We start from the raw sequence: 13,763 nt of genomic DNA, 5'->3' as shown, positions 1-13,763 counted from the left end.
CCATCGATTTGCATGGTAAGATACTGCAAAAATAGCAAAAAACAAATACAAAATGCTATTTTGTAGGTGCTTTGATAGTAGGCTAAATGCCAAGTTCGCGCCTCTGCTGTGGCGTGAGCTGTGGGGCAAAATTTGCCTGTAAAAAACTTCTAACCTGCACCGCAATCGGGCGTTTCCTATCGCGATAACGTGAAAAGTATTCCTGCTGAAAGATATTGATAAGGGCATTTTCTGTGTTGGTATTGGCATCGAGTTTGTAGGCAGCTTCTGCAACCCTGATAGCATAGAAAGGCTTTCTTTCCGCTTCCAAAAGGGCGCGAGCCGCAAGCTCATTGGCTTTCGAAACCCTTTGCAACTGGGTAGCCCTCTCTTTTTCTACCTCCGCCTGCTGTTTGGCTTCTAAGGCTTCCTGATTGCTCCTTTCAGCGCGACGACGCATAATTTCGGCACTATCTAAGGCATTTTTTAGGCGCGTTTCTATTTTTTTGATGCTATCCAAAGAGCTACTCACTTCCTTCTGACGCATCTCCACTTCCTTCTCTTTTGCCAAAAATAGCCCTAAGTACTCATCTAAACGGCGCGAAATCTCCTCCTGCTTTTTGGCTTTTTCTTGGGCATCTATTTTTTCCTTTTCCAAAGCAAGCCCACGCTCTACGGCTTTGTAGCGTTCCACACTTGCCCAACCCAAAAGTGCCAACAGCACCACAATAAACGAAGCAACAGAAGCATTTTGCCAATTCCGAAGACGACGAAGGCGTTTTCTGCTACGCTCAATAAGGGCAAGTTCGGTCTTATCTAAACGCAAATCCTCTAAATGAGGCGCAATGTATTCCAAATCTTTCTTATCCATCAAAACGCCCAAACGCTGGTAGCGCGTCATGCCATCTTTGATGACTGCCAAAACCATAGCGCGAAGGCGGTCTTCGGCAGATATTTTTTCATACACTTTGGCTGCCAAACTGTCGTGCGCCAACTCTATGCGCCCATCTAAAATATGCAATAGACGGGCTTGTCGCAATTCTTCTATACAAAAATCAATAATCGGGCGGCTAATCTGAAACTTCTCTAAGTTCTGTAATAGGGTTTGGATAGAGAGCGAGGTGCGTGTGCCTTCTTCGGTGATGAGTTGTTGTAAGATGTCCCAAATATGTTCTTGTTCGGAATGAGGCAAGACGCGCATCACGTTTTGTACCTGCGCCTCCAAAAAATCGCCCAAGACATCGTCTATATCGCTTACCTCTGCCACTAATTCGGGTGAAAAGGTTACGGGCAAACTCTTTTCGCGCTCATAGCCCTCTGTATAAAGCCTATCGAGATAAACTTGTAGATAGGTCAGTTCAATTTCATTGTCAAAACTCAATAAATCGGTCATCATGTCAGCCGTCTGGGAAGGGGCAACCATCTGGATTCCGAAGGCTAAGGCAGAACGCAAGATAACCTCTTTGGCATGATGTGGACGCATGCGCTCGATGCGCAAGCGGTGGTCGAAAAGTGAAGGCACTTGTTCCTCATATTCAGAAAGATACGCCAAGTATTCTTCGCGAATGACCAAGATAATTTTACACTTAATTTCGCTTTGTAGCATCAATTCGAGGAAGCCAAAGAAATGGCGTTGTTCCTCTATTGTACCGCTAATAAAAATTTCTTCAAATTGGTCAAAAATAAGATAAATCGGACGAAAGTGTGCCAAGTGCAGGGCTTTGATAGCCAAAGGCAGGGGCGTATTGCCTTTAAGACGGCGCGGCAGGTACTTATTGATTTCCTCTACGGTAGAAGAAGCAATGTCGTCTTTGCGGCGTACAAAAAGGGGCAGCCATTCGTCCTCTCCGAAGCGGCTCGATAGTCCGCAGTGTATCAGGCTTGTCTTGCCCGTCCCCGAAGCCCCATAGAGCAAGATGAGGTTACTTTCTGTGGTTTTGGAATAAAGGGCTTGAATTTCTTTATCCCGACCAAAGAAAATATCCTTGTCTTCACGACCGTATGCGTCTAATACTTTAAAGGGACTCTTGACCACGTCTGAAATAGGTTTGGTGAAAAAGCAAAGGCTAAGATACGGATATTCTTTTATATAAGAAACAACAAAAAGAGCAGGACAGGGCGTTTTTCCAAAAACCGACTCGCAAATTTTTATGTTTGCGTTTTATGGCTGCGATTTTTTTCTTTTGGCTAAAAAAAGCGTATCTTCGCACCTATCTAACGTTTGAGCGTTAGGGTTTGTTATATTTTCTCTGTCCCCTGCCTTTGCTTTCTCCTTGTTTTTTATTTCTTTCGTGTCTATTTCTTTCGTCCATTTTCTTTCGCCTATATGCAGCGCAACCCCATCAGTTTGAACGAGGCTATTAGCCAATTTTTGAAAGCCTATGGCTTAGATAAGCACTTAGAAGAGCAAAAAATTGTCGCCGCTTGGCATCAGGTTTTGGGCAAAACTGTTAGCAAGCATACCCAACAAATCGCACTAAAAGAAGGAACGCTTTTTGTGAAAATAGAAGCCCCTGCGCTAAAAAATAATTTGAGCCTGATGCGCAATCAAATCATAGAAAGACTCAATCAGCAGGCAGAGTGCCAACGCCTCAAAGAAATCGTATTTTTATAGTGCCTGCCAAAAAGATGACCCTATTTATTTCCTATTTGAGCCACAACCCACTCCCAACAAAAGCAAACACAAAACTTGCGACTATGAAAAATAACAATCAATATGTTGTCATTATGGCGGGCGGTATCGGAAGCCGCTTCTGGCCTTTCAGCCGCCAACACTATCCCAAACAATTTCAAGACGTATTGGGCGTAGGCAAGACCCTTATCCAACAGACCTCGCAACGCTTTTCGGCACTCTGCCCACCTGAAAACTACTTTGTCGTAACCAATGCCGCTTATTACGAATTAGTAAAGCACCAACTCCCCCATCTAAGCGACGACCAAATTTTATTAGAGCCGACGGCTAAAAATACCGCTCCTTGTATTGCCTACGCCGCCTACAAAATCCGCGAGCGCAATCCCAACGCCAACATTATCGTTACGCCCTCCGACCACCTCATTTTGGATAGCTACGCCTTTATGGAAAAGCTCAAAATCGCCTTAGACACAACCCAGTGGTCGAGCAAAATCATCACCTTAGGCATCGAGCCTACACGCCCCGATACAGGCTATGGCTATATTCAGATAGAAGAACGCCAATATGACGAAGTCAAGAAAGTTAAGATGTTCACCGAAAAGCCTAACCAAGCCTTAGCAGAAGCCTTTATAGAAAGTGGCGATTTCTATTGGAACGCAGGCATTTTTGTTTGGAACGTGCAGACGGTTATCTCCTCCTTCGAAGAACATCAACCCGATATGGCGGAAGCCTTTGAAGATATTACCGCCGATTTTTATACCGAAAGAGAAAACGAAAGCGTGCAGGCAGCCTATTCGCGCTTTCATGGCATCTCTATTGACTATGGCATCATGGAAAAATCCAAAAACGTCTATGTTGTGCCTTGCGATTGTGGCTGGTCGGATTTGGGAACTTGGAAGTCTTTGCACGAAACCCTGCCCAAAGACAAAAATCAGAACGCCATTCAAGGCAATGTCTTGGCGTATGAGGGCGTAAAAAATTGCATCATCAAGACTCCAAAAGATAGGCTTGTTGTGGTAAAAGGGTTGGAAAATTTTATCGTAGCAGAATACAACAATGTCCTACTGATTTGTCCCAAAGACGAGGAACAACGCATCAAACACTTTTTAGAGGACGCAAAAAATAAAAAAGGCGAAAAGTTTGTCTAAAACTTTCCCTTGAAAGGCAATAGGGGGCAGTGCTTCGGATAACTTTTGTATGATGGTGTTATGCCGAAAAATTCTCCCCCTTTTTAACTTTGGCAGCCCCTCTTGTGGTGATAAAAGTCTAAAATGCACGCCGCTGCAAAATCATATTGGCACAAGAAAGGCTCTCTAAAAGGCGGTGTTGTTAAATTCTAAAAATCAGATAGAAATGTAGGGACAAGGTATTACCTTTTCCGCAGTACGATTGGAATAAAAAAGGATTTTCAGACCCATAAACAAGGGGCAGCATTTTAGGCAATTTCGAGTAGCTCACAGACGCGCCTTGCACCGTCCTGCTCGGCACTCTTTTTATTTTCGCCATTGCCTTGTGCAATTAGCTCGTCATCTATAAAAATGGTCGCTGAAAATTGGATTTGTTTCGAATTGAGTTGTTCTTTTTCACACCTAAATTCTATTTTTTTGCCCTCACGCTGACTCCATTCGAGGAGTTTGCTCTTGTAGTTTTTAGTCGTATTGAGTAGCGTGTCTAAATCCAAATAAGTGTGCAGAATCTTTTTAATGATAAATTGATGGCTAAAATTATAGCCCTTGTCTAAATAAATTGCCCCGATAAAGGCTTCCATCGCATCACCATTGATAGACTTAAAGCCTTGTGCAGGACTATGACGCAGCCGCTTTTCATCTCTATTAACGAGCTGATTGATGCCCAAGCGCACTGCCAAATCGCCCAAAGATTGCCTGCTCACGATACGCGAGCGAATTTCGGTCAGATAGCCTTCGTCTTTATAGGGAAAGTGGCGAAAGAGGTAATCTGCCACTACCGCGCCTAAAATCGCATCACCTAAGTATTCCAATCGTTCGTTATCTTGTCGGAAGCCATCTTGCACAATACCTGCCGAGGCATGACGCATGGCAAGTTCGTAGAGTGCCAAGTTGGAAGGGTCTGCTCCCAAAATAAGACGCACCGCGTGGCGAAATTTTTTCTGTTCGGGGCTTTCGCTTAATCTTTTAAAGAAACGAAGAAGAAACATACTGCTTGATTTTGGCTTCTGAAATGGAAAAAGCAAGTACCAAAAGGCTACAACCTGCCCAATTCCTACTTTTGAGATGCCAAATTTACAAACAAATCTTGATATGCCACTTGCTTAGGCTGTCCAAAGCGACACTTAGATTTTGGGGCATTTCTTACAATGCTTGCCTTTGGTCTTGTATTTCTTACAGCACTTGTCTTTTTTATCGCAACCGAAGGCACAGCAAAAGGCTTCTTCGAAGGCTGCCGTACAGAGATTTTGAGCTAAGGTAGAAGGCTCTTGTGTCTGAATTTGGATTTGTAAGACGTTCATGGCGAAAAGAAGAATGGTAAGGTGGTGAAATCTGACTGCAAAGTAACAACTTATTTAGATTAAATCCAAATAAGATAGGTGCGTGATAAAAAAAAATCGCGCCTTTTTTTCAAAAAGCGCGATTGGCATTTCAAGCGTTTGTCCTATGTCGTTTTTCTTGCTTTGGGGTCTAATTTTTCTTTCCTATTGCATACTTGCCTGCATTTTTATCCCAAATAAGCTCGATGCTTTTGTACACCTTTTTTGGAAACTCCTGACAGCGGCTTTTTTCTGTATCGGAAAGGTCGCTCCACATTTCACAATCGGTGCAGTAGCCAAGTCCTAAACTTGCGTTGGCGGCAGTTCCGAATTGTGGCAATTTGAGCATAACAGGCGTGCGCGTTTCTAAAAAGCGATATTTTTCGGCTTCGGCAGGATTTTTTAGAAAGTCCTTGTAAGAAAGTTGGGGCAGTACCTGTGCCGTAACGTTGCGCCAAGTTTTGTTTTGGTAGGTTAGGAATTTGGCTTCAAAGCTATCTACGCCATCAAAAGTACCGAAGCTAAGTCCGATGATGGCACTTTTGTCGGCTTTGCGATACAAGACCACGCGCAGGGTGCTGGTGCCGCCGCCCGTTCCTTCATCTACAATTTCGATAAAGCCATTTTTTCTATCTACAATCACATTGAGTTCGTCTTCGAGCGAAGAGATGGCGACCCAAGTAGTTTCATTTTTTTGTTTTAAAGTATAACCGCGACGGTCTTCTTCCGACAAAAGGCGAAAATAATCTACCACGCCTGTCTGTGCTTTCGTTTCGCCAAAACAAAAAGCAACAAGCAGCAGGCTAAAAAAGGCAAAAGCAGGGATAAGTTTCATGGTCTGTGAGGATATGGGTGAAAATTTTTGGTAAAAGTTTGAAAGGGCAGGTGCAGAGGTTTGAAGGCTGCCCTTTTTTCTGTGCAAAAATCGTAATTAAAAGGAGTGGCGGTTGTTTTTTTGTACCAAAATGGGCTTTGACTTTGTGAAATGGGGCTTTCGAGGCTTTTTTTTAGAAAAAAGGAAAAAAAATGAGAAAAAAAAAGATGCCGTAAATAGCTTACGGTGTGGCAGGCGAACTTTGTAGTATCAAATCAAACAAAACCTCTCTAAACCTCTAATTTTTTATTCCCATGACAAAGAAACAAATCCAATATGCCTTCGAGCATCTTTTAGAAGGCTATCAAATCCGCAAGAAGGAAGTCATTACCAAAGAAGAATTGGCTGCCAAAGAAAACCAGAGCCAACTTTTGGCTACCGCCAAGACCTACACGCCCGATAGCATCATCAAAGGCTTAGGCGATTTACAACTGACCTTCACCGAACACATCACCAACTGGGCAAAAAAGCTCGAAGACGAATCGCACAAAAGACAAGAAATTCAGGAAGCGATAGAAATTGAGCAAAAACGCTTGGCAATTTTAGAGGAGGTCAAATTGGCGGCTGATGTTCTCTACCTTTTGCAGGAAGAGCATCACAATTTGCTCAAAGAATTGCAGGAAGAACACCAAACGACGATGCAAGAATTGGCACAAGAACGCCAAGAGAGCCAAAAAGAGCATGAAAAAGAAGTCGCTGCCTTTCACGAAAAATGCGCCGAAACCGAACGCCAAGAGCAAAAGCAGCGCGTTACAGAAGAAGATGCCTTTGATTATCATTGGCAAAAACGCCTCAAACTCGAAGCCGATGCCTTCACCGAAAAGAAGCGCAAGGCAGAGCGCGAAGTTGCCGATTTAGAAAGCCTCAAAAATGCAGATTGGGCAGCGCGTCAGGAAAAACTCGACCAGCGCAAGGCGCAGCACGAAAAGAACTTGCAGGCGATTGCCGAATTTGAGGAAAAACTCAAAAATGAAGTCAATAAAGCACGCGAAAAGGCTGCCACCGAAACCAGCAGAGAGGTGAAAGCCGAAGCCGAACTAATTGCCAAAGAAGAAGAAGCAAATGCGCAAATCTTTGCAGGGCAGATTGAAGACTTGCAGGCACGCATTGAAAAGAACAAAGGCGAAATAGAGAGCCTAACGGCACAGATGGCACAGGCGGTAGAGCAGGTCAAGTCGCTTTCTATCAAAGCCTTAGAAAATAGCCGCGTTACGGCATAAGCCTTTTTGTCCTTTCTTTTATCCTTTTTTTTGGTTCAAAAATTTCAAAACCTCTCAAACCTCTTTTTTTATGGCAGTCAATATCAAAAGCACCAAACAAGAAATTTACGACGCTTATCAGGCAATTCTGAAAGAAAAGCAAGAATTAGAAAAAAACTTGCAACGCCTACAAAGCGAAAACAAACAGCTACAAACCCAGAAGGCAGCACCTGCCCCCGTAGCCAAAGCCGCACCCGAAAAAGCACCAGAGCCGAAGCCCACCGCACTTGCGCCCGTACCTTTTCGCCTCGATAGCATCGAGACCCTTGTCAGTACCTTCGAAGACATCAAAGGCAATATCGGTACTGCCATTAGCGGACTTTCCGATAAGCTCACCAAAGAAGCCGCAGCTTTGGCAACTTTGCAGGAAAAAACTACCGAGATAGAATCCCAACTTTCTCAACTCTATCAAATAGAAAAATCAGACGAAAATACCCTTTTCAAACTCTTAGAAGATTATCTCAAACTAAAAGAGGAGTTTGAAAAGCAGCGCAATACCCTGAAAGAAACCCAACGCCAGACCTATCAGGAAGCTCTCAAAGAATCGGACAAAGCCGAGCAAACCGAGCGCGAAACCTTTGAGCAACTTCGTACAGAATGGCAGAAAAATTTTGAGCGTGAGAAAGAAAATTATCTCTACCAGCAAAAAATGACGCGCGAAGCCCTCAAAGACCAAGCCGAGCAGCTTGCAAAGAGCCGCGAAGCCGAACTCAAAGATTTCCGTCAGGAAAAGGAAAAAGAATGGGCAGCCAAAGAAAAAGCCTGTGCCGAACAAGAGCAGGCGTATGAAAAGGCACAAAAAGAGGCAGAGGAGCTACCCAAAAAGCTCGAAGCCGAAATCAAGCGCACCGTAGAAATGACCAAAGGGGCTATCTTGAAAGATGCCAAAACCAAAGCCGACCTATTGGCGAAAGAAAACGAAGGCAAGCGCAGAGTGGCAGAGATGCAAACCAAAGCCCTTACCAAAACCATCGAGCAGCAGGAAGCACAAATTGCCCTACTCAATAAGCAGTTGGTAGAGGCTTTGAAAGAAGCCAAAGAACTGGCGGTCAAGGCGATAGACGGGGCTTCGAGTGCCAAATCTTATGTGGCTTTGCGCGAAGTCGCCTTAGAGCAAGCCAAACAAAATGGCAAGAAATAGTTTCTTTTCTTTCCAAAAGCCACTTTCAAACAAACCTTTCCAAACAAAATGTGAATCTGAGACATAATCCAACCCGCTATGAAAGAAGTGAAAGGTATTCTCGACAACCCAAAATCATTGATTTTGGGTTGTTCTGTTTTTATGCCAAATTTGGTACGAAATAAAATTTGGATTCCCGCTCAAAGTTGAATCCCCATTAACAAAATATCGTCGCGCTGTGGTACGTTGCCCAAAACGGTAGAGAGTAGCCCATTGAGATAGGCTTCCTGCTCAAAAAAAGAAAGGCGTACAACGTTTTCAAGCATACTCTTTAAATTGTGCGAGCCATATCTATCCGAACTCACCGTATTTTGGTCTTCGATGCCGTCTGTGGTCAGAAAAATGACATCGCCACTTTGCAAGAGTAATTCGTGTTCTACAAAAGGCTTATACCGATGGCGCAATAGTGTGCCGCCTACGCTCTGTCGCGTTCCCTTGATTTCCTGAATTTCGGTGTATTTTTCGGCAGAAGGTTGCGAAAAGTACCAAAGCGGACGTTTTGCCCCTGCAAAAGTAAGTTTGAAGTGATGGGGGGCAGCACTTTTTTCGAGTACGATAATGGCACCGTCCATGCCCAAATTGATTTTGGTTTCGTCCTGACTTAGGAAACGCTGTACGGTTTCGTGCATCGACTCTAAAATCTTGGCAGGCGAAGTAAGTCCGTAAATGCGCACCGCCTTTTCCAAACTATAAGAGCCTACAAAGGTCATGAAAGCCCCTGCAATGCCATGCCCTGTACAATCTATGACGGCAAGAATGATTTTGTTATCTACTTCGGCAGCCCAATAAAAGTCGCCCGAAACGATGTCGCGCGGACGGTTTAGAATAAAATAATCGCTATCCAAACGCCTGATAATCAAATCGTCGAGCTTCGTATCGGAAGGCAACATGGCATGCTGAACGCGCTCGGCAGCTTGAAGGCTATACTCTATTTGCCGTCTTTTTTCGTTGAGTTCGGTATTTTGCGACAAAATATAGTCGCGCTGCGCCAAAATCTCCTCCTGCTGTTGGTTCAATTCTTCATTTTGCGCCATCAATTCCGCATTTTTTTCTATAATCTCACGCTCGGCAATGCGTTGGCGAAGGGTCTGATAAGTAAGCGAAACGGTAGCGCAGGCAGCAATGGTAAGCAAAATCTCCTCTTTTGTCCAGACGCGCTTTGCCCCTACGTTTTCAAAACAAATTACGCCGCTAAATTTGCCCTCTATAAAAAAAGGCACATCTAAGAGCGAAAAAATATTGTAAGGTTTTAAATAAGTTTCCGTAAATTCGGAAGTGCGTGAGTCCTGACGTGCATCAAAGGCATCGACAATCTCTCCTTTTTCTATGGCTTCAAAATAGTGTGGAAAATGCTTTTGTTCTAAAATCATGCCATGCTCATGCTTTTGCTCACTTTTGATATAAAGGCTCAAAGCCTCGATATGATTCTGTTCGTATTTCCAAATACCTACCTGCTCTATATCGAGTGTCTGTGCCAAAAGGCGCGTAATGAGGTCTAAGGCTTTTTCAATTTCACCCTCCTGAATGGCACTATCCGACACCATCTGGCTCAAAGTATCGACATTTCGCTGCAAAAAGTGCTGATTATCAAGGGCTTGTTTTTGTTGCCACGCCACTACCTTGCGCCAAAAAAGTGGCGAAAATGTTTGCAGGTAGGCTTCAAAGTCTGCCCTTCTATTCTGTGCCTCTGCCGAAAGTGTCCACCTTTCGCCCTCCTGCTCAAAAAAAAGAGAGCCTTTCAAAAACTGTGGATAATCGATTTTTGGTGCAGGCAGGAAGATTCCATTTTTCTCTAATTCGCCTACATAAGAGGCTGCAAAAAAAGAAGGCTGTGGCGAAAACTCCACTACCATTTTAGCTTCGAGCGGCGCATCAAGCAAATGACTAAGGGCAGCATAAAAATAGTCGAGCGAAAAAGCAGGGTCGGGCATCGAGAAACAAATTTGCAGATTCTAAAACTTTGGAAAAGGGGCATTTTGAGTCCCCAAAAATTGTGAATTTTTGGCTAAAAACGAAAAAAAAACACCTTTTTTCGACCAAAAAATAAAAAATGCCCTTATTTCCCGCTTTTAGGCGAAATAACCTAACTTTGCAGGAAGAAATCTTGCCCCTAATTGCTCGTCAAAACATAGAGAAAGACCAAGCGAAGGAGGGCGAAACAAGCTATTTAGCCTTTATTTTGACTTAATTTTTAAAATTGATATGTGGTTAGAAAAAAACGCAATCCGTACTTTTTTTGTCTTGTGCCTGCTACTATTGGCTGCCTGCCAAGGGCGCAATTTGGAATCTACGCTGCAAATGCCCGATTTGCCCTCTGCCACCTCTATTTCTTATGAAAAGGAAGTTAGTTTTCTAAGTCAGATAATAGAAGATAATCCAAGTGCAGATTTGTACTATCAAAGGGCGATATTACATTTAGGCGAAAAAAAGGAAAACTTAGCCTTAGAAGATTTAAAAAAAGCACTGCTTTATGATAGCCTACAAGCCAAATACCACTTCGCACTCTTGCAGGTTTATCTTTTGCGCGAAGAGCCAAAAAAAGCCTTAGCAGCTGCCGAGCGAGCCGAGCTTTATGGCATCAAAGCCTTTGAGTTTTATCGCCTCTATGGAAAACTCAACATCGAGGAGCGCAAATGGAACAAAGCCCATCAATGTTTTGACCATATTCTAAACCTTATACCGCAAGATTTGGAAGCACTCTACTACAAAGGTTTCGCCTTTGCTGCACAAAGAGATAGTACCCAAGCAATTTCATATCTAAACCAAGCCATTTCACAAAAAAAAGACTATTTAGACGCACATATCGCCCTTATTCGCCTTTATCAAGACCTTAGAAAAACACGCCTTGCCCTACAACAAGCCGAAACCGCCCTTGCTATTTTTCCACAAAATCCGACCCTGCACTTTTTAGTCGGCAACATTCACCAGCAGACAGGTAAGAACGAAACTGCACAATTTTGGTACAGAAAAACGGCAGAATTGGACACTACCTCTTGGCAGGCACATCATCAAGTGGGTATGTACTATTTTTACAAAGAGTATTATAGCGGTGCTTTGCCCTATTTAGAACGCGCCCTGCGCCACAATGCACAACTTTATCAGGCAGCCTATTGTGTCGGATTTATCTATGAATACAAGACCAAAAGAGAAGAAAATGCCCTTTTATACTACCAAAAGGCACAAAATTTCTACCAAAAGGCGCAATCTGCCGAAAAACCAAATGCCAATATTACCGAAGCCCTCACCCGCATTGCTGCCAAAATAGAGCGCGAAGTCTATAAAAATTCGCCCGAATATGCCGCCGAAAGGCTCAAACGCTATCAGCAGGAAAAAGCCGACCGCGAGCGCAGGTATCGCGATTCGATACAAAACCTAAAACGCGACAGTTTATAAACAAAACCTTATAAACAAAATTTTGTAGGTAAAATTTGGTTGAAAATTTAATTTTTGGGCTTCGAGCAAACCTGCTGAACCCCCACCCTGCCCTCCCCCCATAGGGGAGGGTTCGAAAACAGAATCATTTTTTGGTATAAATGCAAAAAAATGACACTGAATAAAAGCCTCGCCATATAGGGCAGTGATGTTAAATTTTAAAAATCAGATACAAATGTAGGGACAATGCCTGCCTTGTCCGCAGGGCAAAATTGAAAAACTGGGTTGGTTCATTCTTGCATAGTTGGGACAACGCGGTGCGTTATCCCTACAAAAATACAGGTGTAAGTGCATTTAAGGCTTTTATCGTTTCAACAATACTTTTATTTATTTACTTGAATAGCCCCATTGATTTTGAGTTTGATAACTTCCATGCTTTCAAGTCCCTCATTATCAATCACTTTGACGGCGATTTGATACGCCCCTGTCTTAAATTTTTGAACCTGCCTACCTTGTTTGTCTAATAGTACGTCAGGTACAAAATTATCTTTGTAGTCAAATTGCCAAGCATAAAATTCGATTCCATTTTCGCTTTCGCCTTTGGCTACAAATTCTATTTCGCGCAACTCTTTTTGTAAGCCTAAATCCTTGATTTCCACCTGCAAAGTGGGCTTTTTAGCGATAGGTACGATACTTTCTACCGTTACAAGTTCGATAAGAACCTGCTCCTCCACCTTCAAACGCGCTACCTCCTGAATTGCACCTTTGCCGAAAGAAAAGGCGATAATAAAGCCAACAGGTTTGTTTTCTGATTTATTTTTTTCAAAACTTGTTTTATCAAAACGCTGAATAGCAGAGAAAAAATTATCTACCACATTCCTACCAATGTTGTCGCTGCGTTTTACTTGAATGGGCTGATTCTCGCGCGTTCTGCCATCAAGACCCAAATCGCCGCGCTGCTTTGCATTAGAAAGTCCGCCAAATTGCTGCACTATCCAAGTTTCAAACTCAAACGCATTTTGGTAGCGAAGGGTATCATAATCGTACTTGTGCAACGCCACCGAAAAGGGCTTGGCAAAGACATCTTGCGTTTTGCCTGCTGCCTTGCCTTGTTGCAAATTTAATCTAAATTCTGTTACTTTTATTGCCTGCACACTTTGGTCTATTCCTATCCAATTTCGCCCTAACCTATCCGCCACCGCAACCGTTGTGCCGCCGCCTACAAAGCAATCCAAAACGGTATCGCCTTCGTTGCTCGCCGACTTAATGATGCGTTCCAAAAGAGCTTCTGGTTTTTGGGTAGGATAGCCAATGCGCTCTTTTTTAGTTTTAAAAACACAATTAAACCACAAACTATCTACGCTGGTGCCTGGCATCTCGTCAAGATAATGTTTGAGATAAGGCTTTCCTGTTTTGGAATAATAAATGCGCCCCTCTTGTTCAAATTTTTCCATATTCGCCTTCGAATATGCCCAATAGCGTCCTTGGGGCGGTTTTTTCCCCTGCCACTCAAAAGAAGTATCCCCCCCACCTTTCGCCGCAGAAAGGTCAGAGGCTTTAAACCTACGTCCATTCTCATCAATTTTATTGTAGGATTGTGCTACATAGTCAGAAGTATATCGTTCATGTTGTGGATTAAAAGTATAATTTTTTGCGTCTTTTGCATAAAAGAAAATCGTATCTGTCACCCTCCCAAAATGCTTTGCGCCTTGTTTGGTATCGTTGTGTGTTGTGGCTCTTTTCCATACAATTTCATTCACAAAGTTATTCACACCAAAAACTTTATCTAAAATATGCACCCGAATATGCGCATTGGCATGCCAATCGCAATGAATAAAAATCGAGCCTGTGGGTTTCAAAATTCGATGCATTTCGAAAACCCTATCTTTGAGCCACGCAATATAATGCTCGATGCCACCGCTAAAACGGTCTTCGAAGCTGCGTATTTCGCCTGTATCGCC

Annotated in this window: 12 protein-coding genes; 6 read left to right on the top strand and 6 right to left on the bottom strand. The window is 43.2% G+C overall.

Annotated elements, in window-relative coordinates:
- Window positions 1-82: 82 nt before the first annotated feature.
- Entirely contained in the window at window positions 83-2,014 is a 1,932-nt protein-coding gene (locus G500_RS25370; protein WP_051203957.1) for an nSTAND1 domain-containing NTPase, read from the bottom strand.
- Window positions 2,015-2,305: 291 nt separating this feature from the next.
- Between G500_RS25370 and G500_RS0120070 the strand changes: the two genes are divergently transcribed.
- Window positions 2,306-2,593: a DciA family protein gene (locus G500_RS0120070; protein WP_027003836.1), complete on the top strand. Its 288-nt coding sequence runs from the start codon at window positions 2,306-2,308 to the stop codon at window positions 2,591-2,593.
- 83 nt (window positions 2,594-2,676) lie between these two features.
- Window positions 2,677-3,759, top strand: a complete 1,083-nt coding sequence (locus tag G500_RS0120065) for a mannose-1-phosphate guanylyltransferase (protein WP_027003835.1) — start codon at window positions 2,677-2,679, stop codon at window positions 3,757-3,759.
- Between the two features lie 287 nt (window positions 3,760-4,046).
- Here the strand turns inward: G500_RS0120065 and rnc are convergent, their stop codons facing one another.
- From rnc to G500_RS0120050, 3 genes are all read right to left on the bottom strand, one after another.
- Window positions 4,047-4,787 (bottom strand): ribonuclease III, encoded by a 741-nt coding sequence (gene rnc / locus G500_RS0120060; protein ID WP_027003834.1) that lies wholly within the window; start codon window positions 4,785-4,787, stop codon window positions 4,047-4,049.
- Window positions 4,788-4,922: 135 nt separating this feature from the next.
- Window positions 4,923-5,099, bottom strand: a complete 177-nt coding sequence (locus G500_RS25835) for a hypothetical protein (RefSeq protein ID WP_154657248.1) — start codon at window positions 5,097-5,099, stop codon at window positions 4,923-4,925.
- A gap of 169 nt (window positions 5,100-5,268) precedes the next feature.
- Window positions 5,269-5,952 carry a hypothetical protein gene (locus G500_RS0120050; protein ID WP_154657247.1) on the bottom strand — a complete coding sequence of 228 codons (684 nt, stop codon included), beginning with the start codon at window positions 5,950-5,952 and terminating at the stop codon, window positions 5,269-5,271.
- A 293-nt stretch (window positions 5,953-6,245) separates the two neighbouring features.
- On the opposite strand from G500_RS0120050, the gene G500_RS0120040 reads away from it, so the two are divergent.
- Both G500_RS0120040 and G500_RS0120035 read left to right on the top strand, forming a co-directional pair.
- A complete protein-coding gene (locus G500_RS0120040; RefSeq protein WP_027003832.1) occupies window positions 6,246-7,211 on the top strand; it encodes a coiled-coil domain-containing protein in 966 nt (321 codons plus the stop codon).
- 70 nt (window positions 7,212-7,281) lie between these two features.
- Window positions 7,282-8,391 carry a hypothetical protein gene (locus tag G500_RS0120035; protein ID WP_027003831.1) on the top strand — a complete coding sequence of 370 codons (1,110 nt, stop codon included), beginning with the start codon at window positions 7,282-7,284 and terminating at the stop codon, window positions 8,389-8,391.
- Between the two features lie 179 nt (window positions 8,392-8,570).
- On the opposite strand, the gene G500_RS0120025 is transcribed toward G500_RS0120035, so the two are convergent.
- Window positions 8,571-10,361, bottom strand: coding sequence for a PP2C family protein-serine/threonine phosphatase (locus G500_RS0120025; RefSeq protein ID WP_027003830.1), 1,791 nt, complete (start codon window positions 10,359-10,361; stop codon window positions 8,571-8,573).
- 119 nt (window positions 10,362-10,480) lie between these two features.
- Between G500_RS0120025 and G500_RS25830 the strand changes: the two genes are divergently transcribed.
- Together G500_RS25830 and G500_RS24405 are read left to right on the top strand one after the other, a co-directional pair.
- Window positions 10,481-10,618 (top strand): hypothetical protein, encoded by a 138-nt coding sequence (locus tag G500_RS25830; RefSeq protein WP_154657246.1) that lies wholly within the window; start codon window positions 10,481-10,483, stop codon window positions 10,616-10,618.
- A 14-nt stretch (window positions 10,619-10,632) separates the two neighbouring features.
- Window positions 10,633-11,823: a tetratricopeptide repeat protein gene (locus G500_RS24405; RefSeq protein ID WP_035758252.1), complete on the top strand. Its 1,191-nt coding sequence runs from the start codon at window positions 10,633-10,635 to the stop codon at window positions 11,821-11,823.
- 362 nt (window positions 11,824-12,185) lie between these two features.
- Here the strand turns inward: G500_RS24405 and G500_RS25360 are convergent.
- A partial coding sequence (locus tag G500_RS25360) for a DNA methyltransferase (protein ID WP_161626169.1) occupies window positions 12,186-13,763 on the bottom strand: 1,578 nt, incomplete at its 5' end.

This window comes from Hugenholtzia roseola DSM 9546, from assembly GCF_000422585.1.
GTDB classification, from domain to species: domain Bacteria; phylum Bacteroidota; class Bacteroidia; order Cytophagales; family Bernardetiaceae; genus Hugenholtzia; species Hugenholtzia roseola.
This window is presented reverse-complemented; position numbering and strand designations above follow the sequence as displayed.